This is a genomic window from Leisingera sp. ABD4_442, assembly GCF_056160905.1.
In genome coordinates this window covers 148,853-165,796 of record NZ_JBSWYB010000003.1, presented here as the reverse complement: position 1 = coordinate 165,796, position 16,944 = coordinate 148,853, and the positions used below count along the sequence as shown (strand labels likewise).

17 protein-coding genes are annotated in these 16,944 nt (G+C 63.8%); 10 read left to right on the top strand and 7 right to left on the bottom strand.

Annotation, left to right across the window (positions count from 1 at the left end):
* Positions 1–31 precede the first annotated feature (31 nt).
* The 3 genes from ACXAHG_RS04555 (at position 32) to ACXAHG_RS04545 (ending at position 3,065) form a co-directional block, all read left to right on the top strand.
* The gene (locus ACXAHG_RS04555) at positions 32–844 is read left to right on the top strand and encodes a TIGR00282 family metallophosphoesterase (protein ID WP_475056117.1); all 813 of its coding nucleotides are present in this window, start codon (positions 32–34) and stop codon (positions 842–844) included.
* A 200-nt stretch (positions 845–1,044) separates the two neighbouring features.
* Positions 1,045–2,823 carry an SLC13 family permease gene (locus ACXAHG_RS04550; RefSeq protein WP_475056115.1) on the top strand — a complete coding sequence of 593 codons (1,779 nt, stop codon included), beginning with the start codon at positions 1,045–1,047 and terminating at the stop codon, positions 2,821–2,823.
* Between the two features lie 116 nt (positions 2,824–2,939).
* Entirely contained in the window at positions 2,940–3,065 is a 126-nt protein-coding gene (locus ACXAHG_RS04545; RefSeq protein WP_475056114.1) for a hypothetical protein, read from the top strand.
* A gap of 21 nt (positions 3,066–3,086) precedes the next feature.
* Here ACXAHG_RS04545 and ACXAHG_RS04540 read toward each other — a convergent pair whose 3' ends face one another.
* Positions 3,087–4,862: an SLC13 family permease gene (locus ACXAHG_RS04540; RefSeq protein ID WP_475056113.1), complete on the bottom strand. Its 1,776-nt coding sequence runs from the start codon at positions 4,860–4,862 to the stop codon at positions 3,087–3,089.
* A 122-nt stretch (positions 4,863–4,984) separates the two neighbouring features.
* On the opposite strand from ACXAHG_RS04540, the gene ACXAHG_RS04535 reads away from it, so the two are divergent.
* Positions 4,985–5,725: a YebC/PmpR family DNA-binding transcriptional regulator gene (locus ACXAHG_RS04535; RefSeq protein WP_475056111.1), complete on the top strand. Its 741-nt coding sequence runs from the start codon at positions 4,985–4,987 to the stop codon at positions 5,723–5,725.
* Positions 5,726–5,851: 126 nt separating this feature from the next.
* Here the strand turns inward: ACXAHG_RS04535 and ACXAHG_RS04530 are convergent, their stop codons facing one another.
* The 5 genes from ACXAHG_RS04530 to ACXAHG_RS04510 form a co-directional block, all read right to left on the bottom strand.
* Complete coding sequence (locus ACXAHG_RS04530) at positions 5,852–6,379, bottom strand: hypothetical protein (protein ID WP_475056110.1); 528 nt, start codon at positions 6,377–6,379, stop codon at positions 5,852–5,854.
* Positions 6,376–6,867, bottom strand: a complete 492-nt coding sequence (locus tag ACXAHG_RS04525; protein ID WP_475056108.1) for a DUF1036 domain-containing protein — start codon at positions 6,865–6,867, stop codon at positions 6,376–6,378. The genes ACXAHG_RS04530 and ACXAHG_RS04525 overlap by 4 nt, the downstream gene beginning before the upstream one ends.
* 82 nt (positions 6,868–6,949) lie before the next feature.
* The gene (locus ACXAHG_RS04520; RefSeq protein WP_475056107.1) at positions 6,950–7,786 is read right to left on the bottom strand and encodes a COG3904 family protein; all 837 of its coding nucleotides are present in this window, start codon (positions 7,784–7,786) and stop codon (positions 6,950–6,952) included.
* Between the two features lie 88 nt (positions 7,787–7,874).
* On the bottom strand, positions 7,875–8,567 hold the full coding sequence (locus ACXAHG_RS04515) for a nitroreductase family protein (RefSeq protein WP_475056105.1): 693 nt from the start codon (positions 8,565–8,567) through the stop codon (positions 7,875–7,877).
* A gap of 16 nt (positions 8,568–8,583) precedes the next feature.
* On the bottom strand, positions 8,584–9,468 hold the full coding sequence (locus ACXAHG_RS04510; protein WP_475056104.1) for a LysR family transcriptional regulator ArgP: 885 nt from the start codon (positions 9,466–9,468) through the stop codon (positions 8,584–8,586).
* Positions 9,469–9,557: 89 nt separating this feature from the next.
* Here ACXAHG_RS04510 and ACXAHG_RS04505 point away from each other — a divergent pair, with 89 nt between their 5' ends.
* The 4 genes from ACXAHG_RS04505 to ACXAHG_RS04490 all read left to right on the top strand — a co-directional run bounded on the left by ACXAHG_RS04505 (position 9,558) and on the right by ACXAHG_RS04490 (position 13,222).
* Positions 9,558–10,160 carry a LysE/ArgO family amino acid transporter gene (locus ACXAHG_RS04505; RefSeq protein WP_475042324.1) on the top strand — a complete coding sequence of 201 codons (603 nt, stop codon included), beginning with the start codon at positions 9,558–9,560 and terminating at the stop codon, positions 10,158–10,160.
* Positions 10,161–10,244: 84 nt separating this feature from the next.
* On the top strand, positions 10,245–11,189 hold the full coding sequence (locus ACXAHG_RS04500; protein ID WP_475056102.1) for a pirin family protein: 945 nt from the start codon (positions 10,245–10,247) through the stop codon (positions 11,187–11,189).
* A gap of 50 nt (positions 11,190–11,239) precedes the next feature.
* Positions 11,240–12,160, top strand: a complete 921-nt coding sequence (locus tag ACXAHG_RS04495) for a DMT family transporter (RefSeq protein WP_475056100.1) — start codon at positions 11,240–11,242, stop codon at positions 12,158–12,160.
* Between the two features lie 66 nt (positions 12,161–12,226).
* Complete coding sequence (locus ACXAHG_RS04490; protein WP_475056099.1) at positions 12,227–13,222, top strand: DUF1036 domain-containing protein; 996 nt, start codon at positions 12,227–12,229, stop codon at positions 13,220–13,222.
* Positions 13,223–13,255: 33 nt separating this feature from the next.
* Here ACXAHG_RS04490 and betI read toward each other — a convergent pair whose 3' ends face one another.
* Positions 13,256–13,831 (bottom strand): choline-binding transcriptional repressor BetI, encoded by a 576-nt coding sequence (betI, locus tag ACXAHG_RS04485; protein ID WP_475056098.1) that lies wholly within the window; start codon positions 13,829–13,831, stop codon positions 13,256–13,258.
* Between the two features lie 159 nt (positions 13,832–13,990).
* Here betI and ACXAHG_RS04480 point away from each other — a divergent pair, with 159 nt between their 5' ends.
* Together ACXAHG_RS04480 and betB are read left to right on the top strand one after the other, a co-directional pair.
* Positions 13,991–15,199, top strand: coding sequence for a BCCT family transporter (locus ACXAHG_RS04480; protein WP_475056096.1), 1,209 nt, complete (start codon positions 13,991–13,993; stop codon positions 15,197–15,199).
* Between the two features lie 282 nt (positions 15,200–15,481).
* Entirely contained in the window at positions 15,482–16,939 is a 1,458-nt protein-coding gene (betB, locus tag ACXAHG_RS04475) for a betaine-aldehyde dehydrogenase (RefSeq protein ID WP_475056095.1), read from the top strand.
* Positions 16,940–16,944 lie beyond the last annotated feature (5 nt).

Below are 16,944 nucleotides of genomic sequence, written 5' to 3'. Positions count from 1 at the left end.
TCTTTGGCGCCGCGTTGCCTACCAGCCGGGCATGCGTATTCTTTTCCTTGGCGATGTGATGGGCCGCGCCGGGCGCCGTGCCATTACCGAAACCCTGCCGCGGCTGCGTGATGAGTGGCGGCTCGATTTTGTTGTGGTGAACGGCGAAAACGCCTCCAACGGCATGGGGCTGAGCGGCGAGCACGCCAAGCTGCTGCTGGACGCGGGCGTCGACTGCCTGACGCTGGGCGATCATGCCTTCGATCAGAAGGACATGTTGCAGTTCATCGAGAAGGAACAGCGCATCATCCGGCCTCTGAACTTTGCCAAAGGCGCGCCGGGCCGTGGCTACCGGCTGTTCAACGCGCCGGGCGGGCGCAAGGTGCTGGTGGTCCAGGCGCTGGGCCAGGTGTTCATGAAACGCGCCTTCGACGATCCCTTCGGCGCGGTGGAAGCGGTGCTGAAATCGCACCCCCGCGGCGGGCTGGCGCAGGCGATCATCGTCGATATGCACTGCGAGGCAACATCGGAGAAGATGGCAATGGGCCATTTCTGCAATGGCCGCGCCTCACTGGTAGTGGGCACCCATACCCATGTGCCGACGGCGGATGCGCAGATCCTGTCCGAAGGCACCGGCTATTTGACCGACGCGGGCATGTGCGGCGACTACAATTCCGTGATCGGCATGGACAAGGCCGAACCGATGCGCCGGTTCCTGACAGGGATGCCCAAGGCCCGGTTTACTCCGGCAAACGGCGAGGCAACCCTGTCCGGCGTGTTTGTCGAAACCGACGACCGCACCGGTGCTGCTAAACAGATTCGCATGGTGCGCAACGGCGGGCTGCTGCAGGACGCCGCTCCTTAGGCGGCGCTTTTCGCCTTCGCCGCCGCCTGCCGCCGGGATGAATTGCCGCCGATCGGGCCGATTGCCGTAAAAAATCCCATTTGGAGCCGGCCAACCGTCTGGCCTTGCGGAAATTCTTGCTCAGCCCTTGGGTTTCAGGGAAACTGCGCGATGGCGGGGCGCTAACCCCGCCTTAAACAAAATGGGCAAAGTCACGGTTTATGCAGTATTTCCAATTTGGTGACACCGGCAGCGCGGTGCTGGCGCTTGTGATTGTCCTGGCGATGTTCGTGGCGTTCCTGCGGGAAACCTATCCGACAGAAGTGGTGGCGCTGACCGGCGTGGCGGCGATGCTGGCCACCGGCGTTCTGCCCTATGCCCAGGCGCTGCCGGTGCTGTCGAACCCGGCGCCCTGGACCATTGCGGCGATGTTCATCATCATGGGCGCCCTGGTGCGCACCGGCGCGCTGGATGCCTTCACCCAGATCGCCAAGAAACAGGCAGAGGTGAACCCGCGGCTGTCTGTGGCCCTGCTGATGGGCTTTGTCATCACCGCCTCTGCGGTGGTGTCGAATACGCCGGTCGTCGTGGTGATGATCCCGGTCTTCATCCAGATCGCCCGGACCCTGAACGTCTCCGCTTCCAAGATGCTGATCCCGCTCAGCTATGCGGCGATCCTGGGCGGCACGCTGACGCTGATCGGCACCTCGACCAACCTGCTGGTGGATGGTGTGGCCCGTGCCCAGGGACTGAAGCCTTTCACGATCTTCGAGGTCACCCCGCTGGGCCTGATCCTGGTCGCCTACGGCATGATTTACCTGCGCTTCATCGCACCACGGCTGCTGCCCGCCCGCGACAGCATGGCAGAGCTGCTGAGTGACAAATCGAAGATGAAATTCTTCACCGAGGCGGTCATTCCGCCGGAAAGCAACCTCATTGGCCGTGAAGTCACCGGCGTGCAGCTGTTCAAGCGCCCCGGCGTGCGCCTCATCGACGTGATCCGCGGCGACGCCTCGCTGCGCCGCAACCTCCAAGGGGTGGAGCTGCAGGTCGGCGACCGGGTGGTGCTGCGCACCCGCATGACAGAGCTTTTGAGCCTGCAGTCGAACAAGGAGCTGAAGCGGGTTGATCAGGTTTCCGCGGTGGAGACCCAGACTGTTGAGGTGCTGATCACCCCCGGCTGCCGCATGGTGGGCCGCAGCCTTGGCGCCATGCGCCTGCGCCGCCGCTATGGTGTTTATACGCTGGCGGTGCACCGGCGGAACCAGAATATCGGCGTGCAGCTGGATGACCTGGTGGTACGGGTCGGCGACACTCTGCTGCTGGAGGGCGCGCCTGCCGATATCCAGCGCCTGGCCGCCGACATGGACCTGGCTGACGTCTCGCAGCCGACCCAGCGTGCCTACCGCCGCAGCCATGCGCCGATCGCCGTTGTTGCGCTCTTGGGCATCGTGCTGCTGGCCGCCTTTGGCGTCGCACCGATCCTGATGCTGTCGCTGCTGATGGTTTCGCTGGTCTTTGTCACCCGCTGCATCGACGCGGATGAAGCGTTTTCCTTTGTTGATGGGCGGCTGTTGGCGCTGATCTTCTCGATGTTGGCGATTGGTGCGGCGCTGGAAAGCTCCGGTGCGGTTGCCCTGATCGTGAACGCCATCGCACCCGGCCTGTCGATGCTGCCGCCGTTCCTCTTGGTCTGGGCAGTCTACCTCTTGACCTCGGTGCTGACAGAGCTGGTTTCCAACAATGCCGTCGCGGTGGTGGTGACACCGATTGCCATCGGCTTGGCGCAGGCCATGGGGGTGGATCCGCGCCCGCTGGTTGTGGCAGTGATGGTGGCAGCCTCGGCCTCCTTTGCGACCCCGATCGGCTATCAGACCAACACGCTGGTCTACGGCCCCGGCGGTTACAAGTTCACCGACTTCCTGCGCGTTGGCATCCCGTTGAACCTGACCGTCGGCATGGTGGCCTCGCTGCTCATCCCGTTCTTCTGGCCGCTCTGAGCCAGCCAAACGCTAAAATCAGCGGCGAAATACCGCCTTCTGTGACCCCGTTTACATGAAACTGTTAAACGAGTGCCCATATGAAGGGGAGCATTGTCTTCATAAGGTCCAGGGCCATGAGTTCCAGAAAAGTGTTTTTGTTTGTCGTGCTCGCAGGCTCCGCCGCGATTGCACTGGTGTCGCAGGTCCAGACCAGCGGCGCCGCCCGCGCGGTGCCTCTTCAACAGGAACAATCGCAATAGCCGTTTGCCACCGCGCGGCCTTCAGAGCGGCCAGAATACCAGAATCGCCGGAATGGACACGGCGATGACCAGCGCTTCCAGCGGCAGTCCCATCCGCCAGTAATCCCCGAAACGGTAGCCGCCAGGCCCCAGCACCAGCGTGTTGTTCTTGTGCCCGATGGGGGTCAGAAACGCGGCAGAGGCCGCAACCGCCACTGCCATCAGGAATGGATCCGGAGAGACACTCAGCGTCTCCGCCATCTGGATGCCGACAGGCGCTGCCACAATCGCCGTGGCCGTGTTGTTCAGCAAATCCGACAGGGTCATGGTGACCACCATCAACACCGTCAGCACCGCCCAGGCGGGCAGGCCCGCGGTCAGACCGGTCAGCGCATTGGCAATCAGCGCCGTGCCGCCGGATGTGTCCAGAGCCGCCCCCAGCGGGATCATTGATCCTAGCAGCACCACCACCGGCCATTCCACATGGTCATAGATCTCTGCCACTGGCAGGATCTTCAGCAGCACATATCCAATGGCCACCAGCCCCAGCGCCACCGGCAGATATAGCAGCCCGACAGAGGCCGCCAGCACCGCGGCGGCGAACAGCCCGATGGCGGCCCAGGTCTTGTCATTGGCCGTCACCGACAGGCCGCGCGCGGCCAGCGGCAGGCAGCCCAGCCAATCCGCCACATCGGCACTGCGTCCGCGCGGGGACAGCAGCAGCAGGATATCGCCGGCTTCAACCTCGGTCTGGCGGATATGGCGGGTGATCCGCGTGCCCTGGCGGGAAATCCCCAGCAGCACCGCGCTCTGGCGCCAGGCCAACCCGATGGATTGCGCGGTCCGGCCGCGGATGCGGGCGGTCTCCGGCACCACCAGCTCCGTCAGCTCCAGACCTTCGCCCGCCGCCGTCAGCTTCTCCTGACGGGCGGCATCGGCAAACTCCAGCTTCAGCGCGCTGCGGAACTCGTCCAGCGCGTCCGGTTCCGCCTCGATCACCAGCGTGTCGCCCTCGCGCAGCGTCGCCGCGGCAGAGCGCCCATAGCGCCGCTTGCCGTCCCGGATCAGGCCCAGGATCGCCACATCGGCCTTCTCGGCCTCTTCGTCCAGTTCCCCCAGCCGCTTGCCAATCAGCTCAGATCCGCCGCCCACCGTCAGTTCGGCGATATAGGGCGCCAGCTGCGCCTCGGACGCGCCTGCCGCGTTTTCCCGTGCCGGAATCAGCCGCCAGCCGATCAGCGCCACAAAGGCAAGCCCCGCCAGCGCGGCAGTCCCGCCGACCGGGGCGAAATCGAACATCTTGAACGGCTCGCCCAGCGTCTCGCCGCGGATCGCGGCGATGATGATGTTGGGTGGGGTGCCGATCAGCGTCGCCATGCCGCCCAGGATGGTCGCAAAGGACAGTGGCATCAGGCTGAGCCCCGGCGCACGGCCCGCCTTGCGTGCGGTCTGAATGTCCACTGGCATCAGCAGCGCCAGCGCCGCCACGTTGTTCATGAAGGCCGATAGCACGGCTCCAACCCCGCCCATCAGCGCGATGTGGCCGCCTAGGCCCCGCGCACTGTCTACCAGCGTCCGGGTGATCAGGAACACTGCGCCCGACCGCACCAACCCGGCAGAGACGATCAGCACCAGCGCCACTACCAGCGTCGCAGGGTGCCCGAAGCCGGCAAAGGCGTCTTTGGCTGGCACAACTCCCAGTACCACGCCCGCCATCAGCGCGGCAAAAGCCACCAGATCGTATCGGAAACGCCCCCATAACAAGAGGGCAAAGACGGCAGCAAATAACGCAAACAAAACGGCTTGATCATATGTCATGGCGCCAGCTTATCCCCGAAACCCCGCGGAACAAGGGCAAAGCGGGGCAGGGGCGCTTGAAAGCCGCCGCCTTGCAGGGCTATATGGGCGCCAATTCAGATTTACAGCAGCAAGGATGCACCATGGCAGGCCATTCAAAATGGGCTAACATTCAGCACCGCAAGGGCCGTCAGGACGCGGCGCGGTCAAAACTGTTTTCCAAGCTGGCCAAGGAGATCACCGTGGCCGCCAAGATGGGCGACCCCGATCCCGACAAGAACCCGCGCCTGCGCCTGGCCGTGAAAGAGGCCAAGAGCCAGTCCGTCCCCAAGGACGTGATCGAACGCGCGATCAAGAAGGCCGTCGGCGGCGACGCCGAGAACTACGACGAAATCCGCTACGAGGGCTATGGCCCCAATGGCGTTGCGGTGATCGTCGAGGCGATGACCGACAACAAAAACCGCACCGCCTCCAACGTGCGCTCCACCTTCTCCAAGAATGGCGGCAACCTGGGTGAGACCGGCTCGGTCGGGTTTATGTTCGACCGCAAGGGCGAGGTGGCTTACCCGGCCTCCGTGGGCGATGCTGACACCGTGATGATGGCTGCCATTGAAGCAGGCGCTGAAGATGTCGAAAGCTCCGAGGACGGCCATATCATCTATTGCGCCGACAGCGACTTAAACGACGTCTCCAACGCGCTGGAGGCCGAGTTGGGCGAATCTGAGTCGACCAAGCTGGTCTGGAAGCCGACCACCACCACCGAGCTGGACCTGGAAGGCATGCAGAAGCTGATGAAGCTGGTCGATGCGCTGGAAGACGACGACGACGTGCAGCGTGTCACCACCAACTTTGAAGCCTCCGACGAGGTGATGGCGCAGCTCTGAGCTGCCGCGCCAGAAGCTGAAGATACGGCCCGCCTTTCTGGCGGGCCTTTTCTTTGCTGCGGCTTCTTTCTGGTCCCAAATACTCCGGGGTGAGGCCGCAGGCCGAGGGGCAGCGCCCCTGCGCCGTCAGTCCAACTTGCGGTACTGCAGGATATTGCCGCGCGGCAGATACATCAGCGTCAGCTCCAGATGATCCGCATAGTCGATTACATAGCAGTAATCTTCACCGGTCTCCTCCTCGCGGGCATATAGATAAGGGCCGCCGCCCTCGAAATTCCGGCACCTGTCCGACACCGCCAGATAGTCCCGCCCGGCATAGGCGCCATCATAGCTATTGTCCCGCTCCGCCCCCAGAACGGTGAACTGCGCGTTGGGATCCTCCACCGAATACCAATGGCCCTGCAGCTTGTTGAGCAGCCCGTCATGCTCTGTCCAGGGGCGCACTGCGGCATCCCGCAGCACCGCATCCGCGGTGCGGTCATAGACGGCCTCCAGATCGCCTTCGACGGTCAGGGGCGTGCCAGGATCCAGGGCATCCATCAAGGCAAAGACGAATTGCGGCGTGCGTCCGTCGTCATAAACAAAGAACTTGGTGCCGCCGGCATGGAAACTGCAGGACCGATGGCCTTCTGAATGGCAGCCCTGCAGGATCACATTGTCCGTGTAAGGCTCGCCATAGGTGCCGGGCGCGCTGCCTTGCGGCGGGGCTGGCGGCTGCTCTGCCGGGGGGGGGCTGCCGCGGCGTTCAGCGTCAGCGTGAAATGAGTTGCGGTTTCACCGGTGTCCAGCTTGCGGAAGCCCAGGGTGTCATAGCCGCGCGCAGCGCATTTGCTGTCGCCGTGAATGGTAAAGGCCTGCGGGGTGGTGCAAAACGTGTAATCGCCGCTGGCAAAGGCGGCACCGCCGGAATTGGCGCGGTAATAGTAATAGCGCGTCTTGAGGTCCCCGCTGACCGGGGATTTGCACTGGCCTGCCGGAATGTTCCACCAGCCCTCGGACACCCAGTCCCCGCCGCTGGAATAACCGATGGCCAGGCTCAGATCCTGGCCCGCGTTGTTGCAGATCTCCAGCCCGGCCTGTGCCGGCGATGCCGCCAGGCCCGCACCAAGGCACAGCGCAGCAGCTCGAATATAATGCGTCATGAAACACCCCCGGTTGATGCCGCAAACGCTAGGGGCGAAACCCGCACCGGGCAAGAAAAACCGGCCCGGCGGCAGGGGGCGCTTAGCGGGTGAGAACGCCGGCTTCCAGAAGCACAGCGCGCCCGGGGATCCAAAGGCTGCTGTGGGACATGCTGAAGATCCGGGCGGCAAACTCTGCTTGAATACCCTGCTCCAGCAGAAAGGCGCGGTCATTTTCCTGTTCTTGCGCCAGGTCGATCTGCGGCAGGCCGCTTTCGAACAGCAGGGCATAGCTATGGAAGCCAAGCTGCCCCCCAGGGCCTAGGCTGCGTTCTGCGCCGCCCGCAAACATCAAGGTGCAGGCCGAGGCGCAAAGACGGGCGGCACGGGTGTTCCAGCCCTGCTGGCGGATCAGCTGCGCAGCGCCGCGGGCCTCGGCAACCAGCCCGCCGGGGCCGGCCAGCGATACCTGAAGGATGCCGGGATGGTCCAATGCCAGCCGCCGCATCCGCTGGGTCAGGCCAAAGGTAATCTCTCCGTCAAAAATCAGCGTTGCGCCATCCGCCGATACCCGCAGGCTGTAAAGCGCCTCACGCTCCAGCCGCCGCTGCTCGGCATAGGCAGGCTCCTCAACCTCCTGCGCAATCAGCAGTGCGTCCCACCACTGCGTCAACGCGGCGAAGCCCGCAAACAGCAGCAGCAGATAGCCGCCCCAGATGGGCGCCATGGCGCCGGTGCCTTGCACATGGGCATCGGCGCTGCGCAGAAAGCTGCGGCATTGCCAGAGAAAAAACAGCGCGTCCGCGGTGATCAGCGCAACCACCAGCGGCACTGGCAGTTTGACCCAGTGATTGAACGCCAGCCACCCCAGCAGCACCGCCGCCCTGGGCAGAGCCACCTGCAGTGCCAGGCTGCGGCGCAGGGAGGCCGGGGGCCGCATCAGGTGCAGCGCCTGCCGCAGGCGGTGAAATTTTCTTGCAAGAAAATTGGCCGGAAAATTCGAATTTTCCGGGCGCCCGCGGCTGATGTCATTCTACAAATGCGGCGATCTCCTCCAGCGGCTTCTTCAGCTTGGCAACCGCGGGTACCGTGGCATCGCCTGCCGGGTGGCCCACGGCGATGATCATCGTCGGTTTCTCCGAGGCCGGGCGGTCCAGGGCGCCGTTCAGGAATTTCATCGGGTTCGGCGTATGGGTCAGGCTGCACAGCCCGGCGGTGTGCAGCGCCGTCAGCAGCACGCCGGTGGCGATGTTCACGCTTTCCGGAACATAATAGTTCTTGAAACGCGTGCCGTCCTCAAACTCGCCCCAGCGCTGGGCAAAGACCACAATCAGCCAGGGCGCGGTGGTCAGATGCGGCTTGTCCGCATTGGTGCCGATCGGCTCCAGCGCCTTGATCCACTCATCGCCTGCACCGCCTGCATAGAACCGGCGTTCTTCCTCCTCGGCCTCCGCGCGGATCTGCGCCTTCAGCCCCGGGTTGGAGATTGCGGCAAAAAACCAGGGCTGGTGATTGGCGCCCGACGGCGCGGTGCCGGCGGCGCGGATGCAATCCTCGATCACCGCGCGCGGCACCGGCTGACCGGTGAAATCCCGCACCGTGTGCCGCCGCCGCATATGGGCCAGGAATTCCGCTGCCTTCCTGTGCATCTCCGCATCGGAATACTCCGCCCGGTCGGGCAGGGGCAGCGGGGCATAGCTGAGAGCGTCTTTGGCAAACATGGGCGGTCTTTCGGGATTAGTCTTGGGTCAAATACTGTTTCGCCGATTTCTGCACGGCGCGGGTCACTTCCGCAAGGGCCGGGGCCATCACCCGCGCCACCTGCCACGTGAGCGGCACCGGCAGGGTGCTGTCCGGGATCAGCGGCACCAAGCGGCCAGATCGGATGTCCGCCGCCACCATGGCCAGCGGGTTCATCCCCCAGCCCAGACCCGCCGCAGCCGCATCAATGAAGGCCTGGGTTGAGGGCAGGAAATGCGCAGGCGGCGCCAGGCCGGGCGCCACATGGCGCTCCAGCCAGAGCTTTTGCAGATTGTCCTTTGCGTTGAAGATCATGCAAGGTGCCTTTGCAGCGGCCTCTGGTGTCACGCCATCCGGAAACCAGCGTGCCATGAACGCCGGGCTGGCAGTTGCCGCATAGTCCAGCCTGCCCAGCGGATGCGCATCAAACCCGGTCACCGGTTTGGAGCTGGCAGTCACCGCCGCCGAGACCTCGCCGCGCCTCAGCCAGTCGGCGCTGTGGTCCTGATCATCCACCAGGAGGTCGAATAACACGCCGTCCACCGCGGCCATCGCGTCAATGAACCAGTTCGCCAGGCTGTCGGCATTGACCGCAATCCGCAGCCGCACCGGGCCATGACCTTCCTCCAGCGCCAGTTCCCGCGCCAGCTGCGCCTCCAGGAGGCCGATGTCCTCGGCGTGCTTTGCCAGCCGCAGACCTGCAGCCGTGCCGGTGCAGGGTGACCCGCGCAAGACCAGAGCCGCGCCAATCCGGTCCTCCAGCGCCTTGATCCGCTGTGAAATGGCTGAGGGCGTCACCCGCAGGGAATGCGCCGCCGCCTCAAACGAGCCAAGGCGCAGCACCGCGCTGAGTGCTGCCAGCTGGCTGGGATCCATGCGCATTAGCAACTCTAATCTAGCTTAAATCTCTTTAACTGGATTAATGGGTGGGCCAGCATTAGTCAAATCCCAGCACAACGATGGAGACAGACATGCCCCCCAGCCTGATTGCCGGATTTGCCTTGGGCCTTAGCCTGATCATGGCGATCGGCGCCCAGAACGCTTTTGTCCTGCGCCAGGGGCTGCGGCGCCAGCATGTGTTCTGGATCTGCCTGACCTGTGCCGGGTCGGACGCGGTGCTGATCACTGCCGGTGTGTTCGGCTTCGGCTCCCTGGCCGTGGCGCTGCCCTGGTTCGAGCAGGCCATGCGCTGGGGCGGCGCGGCCTTCCTGATCTGGTACGGCGCCCGCGCCCTGCGCGCCGCCTGGCAGGGCGGGGAGACACTGCAGGCCGCGCAGGAAGGCGCAGGCGCCGCCCTGCTGCCGGTGCTGGCCACGGTGCTGGCGCTGACCTGGCTGAACCCGCATGTTTATTTGGACACGGTGGTGCTCTTGGGGTCGATCTCCGCCCAATACCCGCAGCCGATGGTCTTTGCCGCCGGCGCCGCTATTGCCAGCTTCACCTTCTTCTTCACGCTTGGCTACGGCGCCAGCCTGCTGGCCCCGGTTTTTGCCCGCCCGCGCGCCTGGCAGGTTCTAGACGCCGTTGTCGGCCTCACCATGTGGGCGATTGCCGCCAAGCTTCTCCTGATGTGACGAACAGCAAATGTGCGCGGGCCGGCCTTACGCCCGCGCGCAAACAGCCTACCTTTCTCCTATAGCTGCAGACAGGAGGGAAAGATGAGCTGGAACCCGGCCCTGGAACCGCAATGCCCGGAGGCGGGCAGTCTTGACGCGATTGAAACCGTGATCATCCCGCGCGCCCGCGATATCGGCGGCTTTGAGGTCCGACGCGCGCTGCCTGCGCCGCGACGCCAGATGGTCGGGCCGTTTATCTTCTTTGATCAGGCCGGGCCCGCCGAGTTTCTGACCGGCCAGGGTATCGACGTGCGCCCGCATCCCCATATCGGCCTCGGCACGGTCACTTACCTCTATCAGGGTGAGTTCGAGCATCGGGATTCTTTGGGCACCCATCAGATGATCTATCCGGGCGAGGTGAACTGGATGGTGGCGGGCCAAGGCGTCACCCATTCAGAGCGCACCTCTGCCGCCACCCGGCAAAACCCCAGCAGCCTGTTCGGCATCCAGACCTGGATTGCGCTGCCCGACAGCCACGAGGATGTGCCTGCCGCCTTTGAGCATCACGGCAGGGAGGCGCTGCCGGTGCTGGAGGGTGAGGGCAAGACTGTGCGCCTGATCCTTGGCTCTGCCTGGGGTGAGAAAGCCCCTGCAACCCTTTATTCCGAAACATTTTATGCCGACGTGGTGCTGCACCCTGGCGCCAAGCTGCCGCTGCCCTCCGACCATGAGGACCGGGGCCTCTATGTGACGCAAGGTTCGGTGGAAATTGCGGGGGAGAGTTTTGAGGCCGGCCGCATGATGGTGTTCCGCCCCGGCGATGAGATCACCGTAACGGCAGGCCCCGGGGGCGCCCGGCTGATGGCGCTGGGCGGCGCGACGCTGAACGGGCCGCGTTACATCTGGTGGAATTTCGTCGCTTCCTCCCGCGAGCGGATCGAAGAAGCCAAGGCATCCTGGGCCGCGGGCGACTGGCAGCATGGGCGCTTCCAGCTGCCGCCCGGCGACGACAAGGAATTCATCCCACTGCCCGAGCGGCGGAAATAATTCACATGTGAAGCCTTGCGCCGCTGACAGAACGGGTGTTCAGTCCGCCCATGAGCCAATCCGCCCGCCCCGTCCAGCATGTTCAGAACCCCCTCAGGGGTGTGTTCTGGATGGTGGTGACCGGCCTTTGCTTCGTGGCGGTGACGGCGCTGGTTAAATCGCTCGGTACCCGTATCCCCCCGGCCGAAAGCGCCTTTCTGCGCTATCTTTTGGGGCTGGTGTTCCTGATCCCGATGGCCGGCGCGCTGTGCAGGGCGCATCTCACCCCGCGGCTTTGGGCGCTGTTTGCGGGCCGCGGCGTTGTGCATACGGCGGGCGTGATCCTGTGGTTCTACGCCATGACCCAGATCCCGCTGGCTGAGGTTACGGCGATGAACTACCTGTCGCCGGTCTATGTCACCCTGGGAGCTGCGCTGTTCCTGGGCGAAAAGCTGGCCTTCCGCCGTATCTCCGCCATTGCCGTCGCTTTGATCGGCGCCCTGATCATCCTGCGCCCCGGCTTCCGCGAGGTATCACCCGGCCATATCGCCATGCTGTTCACTGCTGTGTCCTTTGGCGCCTCCTATCTGATCGCCAAGTTCACCGTCGGCAGCAACAGCCCGGCGGTGGTGGTGGGAATGCTGTCGGTCTTTGTGACCATTGGTCTGGCCCCCTTTGCCCTGGCGGTCTGGGTGACGCCGACGCTGGCCGAAGTCGCGATCCTGTTCGGGGTCGCCTGCTTTGCCACTGCGGGGCATTACACCATGACCATGGCTTTTGCCGCCGCACCGGTGGCCGTCACCCAGCCCGTGACCTTTCTGCAGCTGGTCTGGGCCACCCTCCTGGGCGCGCTGGCCTTTGGCGAGCCTGCCGACATCTGGGTGATCTCCGGCGGCGGGCTGATCCTGGCGGCGGTCAGCTTCATCTCCTGGCGTGAAGCCAGGATAAAAAGGAAATCCGCTACACCTTCCGGTAACCCTGCTGGGGTTTGATCGTCTTAAAGATGTTACAAACCGGGGGTAATCTCCCGCTCTTACAGGTGCCAGCGGGGGCTGCGAATGGCGTTATTCCTATGGCTGCCGGCGCTTTTGCTGGCTGCCCTTATTGATCCGGCGGTGGCAGTTGCAGGCCCCAGTATCTGCAACGATACCGGCGACCTGCATCAGCTGGCCGTCAGCAGCCGCGGCGCGGCGGGCTGGATCACCGAAGGGTGGCGCCCCTTGCGTCCCGGGGACTGCATGGACCCGGTGCCGCCGCAGCACCGCGGCAAGTTCATTTATTTCCGTGCCCAAAGCCCCGGCTACCGCTTCCGCGACGACAGTATCCGGTTCTGCACCGCTCCCGGCACCTTCCGGATTGAGGGCAGCAAGGATTGCGCATCGCGCGGTTATGCTGAACAGCGGTTTGCCAAGGCTCTTGCCGGCCCTGAAGCGCAGGATATCCAGCTCAGCGCACATTCGCACAACGAAACCGCCTCTGATGCTGCGGGTGAAGGGGTTCCGTACAAGGCGGATGTGGTGTTTCAGGGCTGTGAAACCCCGCCGGACGGCGCCGTGGCTTGCCGCTTTGTCAGCGGCGGGATGCAAATCCGGGCAGAGGCGCAGAGCGCGCCCGGGAGCGGCACCTTTGCATTTCTCCAGCAGCAGCCGCATGGCGCACCGCTGCTGATAGAGGGGGAAATGACCACGTTCTTCGGCTCTTATGGCGAGCTGATGCTGCACAGCGCCGTTGCGCGCAAGCCAAACCGGTTCGACCGGATGCTGCAGACCATGCAAGGCGACTGGCAGCTTGCCGGCGATCCGTACGACCGGTTCACAGTGTCCGGCGCAATCCGCCGGTCCAGCTACCGTGGCAGCGCCATGGCGCCGGAATATATCTCCGTCCAATCCAGCTGCCGCGGCAAAGGCTTCGTGGGCGACTTCCTGATGACCCGCGACAGCGAGCGCGGCACCAGCCTGTGCTACCAGATCAAAAACCTGACACCGGACGAGATGACGCTGATCTACCTGCCTCATGGGACCAGGCTGGTCTATCAGCGGCGGGCTGAGGGGTAGGGATGGGGGCTGGAGGGCAGGCCTGCCAGGCGGTCAGGGAATGACCAGATCCACCACCCGGTGCGCCGCAGCCCGTGCGGTTTCCGGGTCCAGGGGGTTCTCCGACTGCGCGGCCTGCAGCCAGACCCCGTCCATATAGCATTGCAGCGCCTGGCGCGCTGTTTCCACCTGGCCTGTCGGCAGCAGGGCCCGCAATTCAGCCAGGAAATGGCTGCGCACCCGGGCGCGGTTGATTCGATGCAGGCGGCTGAGACGCGGCGAATAGGGCGCATTGGCCCAGAATTGCATCCAGATACTGCATTGCGGAACGGTGAACAGATCGTCGGCAAAGTTCGCATCCATCACCGCATAAAGCCGTTCGCGCGGGGTGCGCGCGGTGGCATAGCCTGCACTCATCGCCCGGCGCAGCTTGCCCAGAAGATGCAGCATCGTGGCTTCCATCAGCCCTTCCTTGGAGCCGAAATAATAGTTGATCGAGGCCGCCGAGGCCCCGGCCTCCCGCGCGATTTCCGCCATGGTTACAACACCGTAGCCGCGTTCGTGCACGGCAACGATGGTGGCTTCGATCAATTCCTCGTTGCGGATGTCCCGGATGCGTTTCCTGCTCATGATTAAGTTGTGCGGTAATTGGGCCGCCGTTTCAACTGTTGTTCGCGTGAATCCGATTCTTGAATGACCGTTTAAAAAACTGTTTGGCGCTTCAGCCTGCTGTGATATGTAGCCGTCCCATGTCTTAGGGCGGAAACCGCCCGGAAATGGGAGGGACATATGACTTCAATCATCTCGTTCGGGATTCTGCTGGCCTTTGCGCTGGTGGCGTTCTGCGTGATCAAGTGGTGGAACGTCCGCAACGTCGGCGTGACCCCCGTTCACCTTTTCACCTTCATCGCAATCCTGTTCACCTCCGGCCTGGACGTGGGCCTGATCATGTTCCCGCTGGCCTGGGACTTCCCGCTCTATGCGGACACCGCGGCGGAACCTGCCTATGGGTTCACCAACCCGCTGGCGCTGGAGTTCGGCTTCTGGGGCTTCCTGATCTGGGGCTTCTACTTCCTGACGACCTTCTATTTCTGCGTCATCGAACCGCGGGTGAAGTTCTTTGAGATCCCGCTGGTGAAATGGATCAACAACATCGTGATCATCGGCACCTGCGCCTTCACCGGCGCGCTGTTCCTGATCTACCTGCCGTATTACGCCACCTTCATGGGTGATGGCGAAACGGTGATCCCGGCCTTCTACGTCATCACCTTCCTGGTGATCCTGTTTGCCGCGTTCTCGTCGACCGACATCAAATACGTGCGGATCCTTTCGGTGGGCTCCACCGCGCTGTTCCTGGCGCTGATCCTGGGCATGTGGGCCTATGCTGGCATGGGCCTGGGCGCCTTTGCCGACACCGCATCGAACATCGGCGGCTATTTCGCCAACATCCACAAGTTCGTGCTGCCGCTGACCGATTACCATGAGTTCTACCTGTTCTGGTGGTTCGCATGGTCGATCATGATCGGCCAGTTCACCTCCCGCTTCGTCGGCGGCCTGCGCACCTGGCAGGTTCTGGCAGCGCTGCTGATCTTCCCGTCGATCCCGCTGGGGATCTGGTTCTCGGTGCTCTATTACTACCACCTGAACAGCATTGAGACGACGCTGCTGATCAACGTCTCCATGGTCGCTGTTGGCATCATTTTCGTGGTCAACTCCTTTGACTCGCTGATCCGCCTTTACACCGACAACCTGAACCTGACGGCACAGCGTTTCGGCACCATTCCTTATGTTGTCGGCAACGCCGTGGTCCTGTTCGGCCTGACCCTGGCCTTCCAGAGCCAGTGGCTGCAGATCCAATGGATCGGTACCGCGGTGATCGGCATCTACGTGGCCTGCCTGGGCTACATCCTGATTGCCAAGCGCAGCGAAGTGATGAGCATCGACGCCTCGCCCGAGGAAAACACGCTCGACTTCGAAAAGATCAAGGCAGCCCACTAAGGGCGGTCTCCCGGCTGGACCTCTGTTTCCCCGAATAGCAGGTTCAGCCACCAACTGCCTGGCGGTGCCTTCGGGCCTGCCGGGCGCCTTTGCAAACCGCTCCCCGCGGGGAGGTCTGCGACAAGCGGCTTCAGCCAAGCCGCTTCTCCCGGACGCATCTGCCGCCAGGCAGGCCGGCCCGAACCCGAACCCGCTGGCGGCCCGGCCCGCCAGCCGCATGAAGACCCCGCAATTGCTGCCCCGGCAGTACTGAAACCCTTGAACAGATTGGACAAGAGTATCATGACCCATCCCGCCCAGCCCAAGGCCAGCCACTTCATCAACGGCGAATACGTCGAAGACACCGCTGGCACCCCGATCCCGGTGATTTACGCCGCCACCGGTGAGCAGATCGCCACCGTCTACGCTGCCACTCCGGCGATCGTCGAACAGGCGCTCTCCACCGCCAAGGAAGCGCAAAAGGCCTGGGCCAAGATGACCGGCACCGAGCGCGGCCGCATCCTGCGCCGCGCGGCCGACATCATGCGCGAGCGGAACCACGAACTGTCGGTGCTGGAAACTTACGACACCGGCAAGCCACTGCAGGAAACCCTGGTGGCCGACGCCACTTCCGGCGCCGACGCGCTGGAATACTTCGGCGGCCTCGCAGGCTCCCTGACCGGTGAACACATCCCGATGGGCGAAGACTGGGTCTACACCGTGCGCGAGGCGCTGGGCCTCTGCGTCGGCATCGGCGCCTGGAACTACCCGACCCAGATCGCCTGCTGGAAGGGCGCGCCTGCGCTGGCCTGCGGCAACTCGATGGTGTTCAAACCCTCCGAGACCACGCCGCTCTGCGCCCTGAAAGTGGCCGAGATCCTGCATGAGGCCGGCGCCCCCGCGGGCATCTACAACGTTGTCCAGGGCATGGGCGAAGTAGGCGGTGCGCTGGTCACCGACCCGCGCGTCGACAAGGTCTCGCTGACCGGCTCGGTGCCGACCGGCAAAAAGGTCTATGCCGCTGCCGCCGCAGGCATGAAACACGTCACCATGGAGCTGGGCGGCAAGTCGCCGCTAATCATCTTTGACGACGCCGATGTGGAAAACGCCGTCGGCGGCGCCATCAACGGCAACTTCTACTCCTCCGGCCAGGTCTGCTCCAACGGCACCCGCGTGTTTGTGCAGAAGGGCATCAAGGAGAAATTCCTGGCCCGCCTGGCAGAACGCACCGGCAACGCCGTCATTGGCGACCCGATGGATGAGGCCACCAGCTTTGGCCCTATGGTCACTGAAAACCAGATGAACATCGTGCTGGGCTACATCGAAAAGGGCAAAGCCGAAGGCGCCCGCGTTGTCTGCGGCGGCGCGCGTGCGGACATGGACGGCTACTACATCCAGCCCACCGTCTTTGCCGATGTGACCGACGATATGACCATCGCCCGTGAAGAAATCTTCGGCCCCGTCATGTCGGTGCTGGATTTCGACACCGAGGAAGAAGTGATCGCCCGTGCCAATGACACCGAGTTCGGCCTCTCGGCCGGCGTCTTCACCAGCGACTTCACCCGCGCGCACCGGGTGATCGGCCAGCTGGAGGCCGGCAGCTGTTTCATCAACTCCTACAACGACGCGCCGGTCGAGGCGCCGTTTGGCGGCGTCAAGGCTTCGGGTGTTGGCCGCGAGAACTCGAAAGAGGCGATCAAGCACTTCAGCCAGGTGAAGTCGGTCTACGTGCGCATGGGCGACGTCGAAGCAGCGTTCTGATTGCC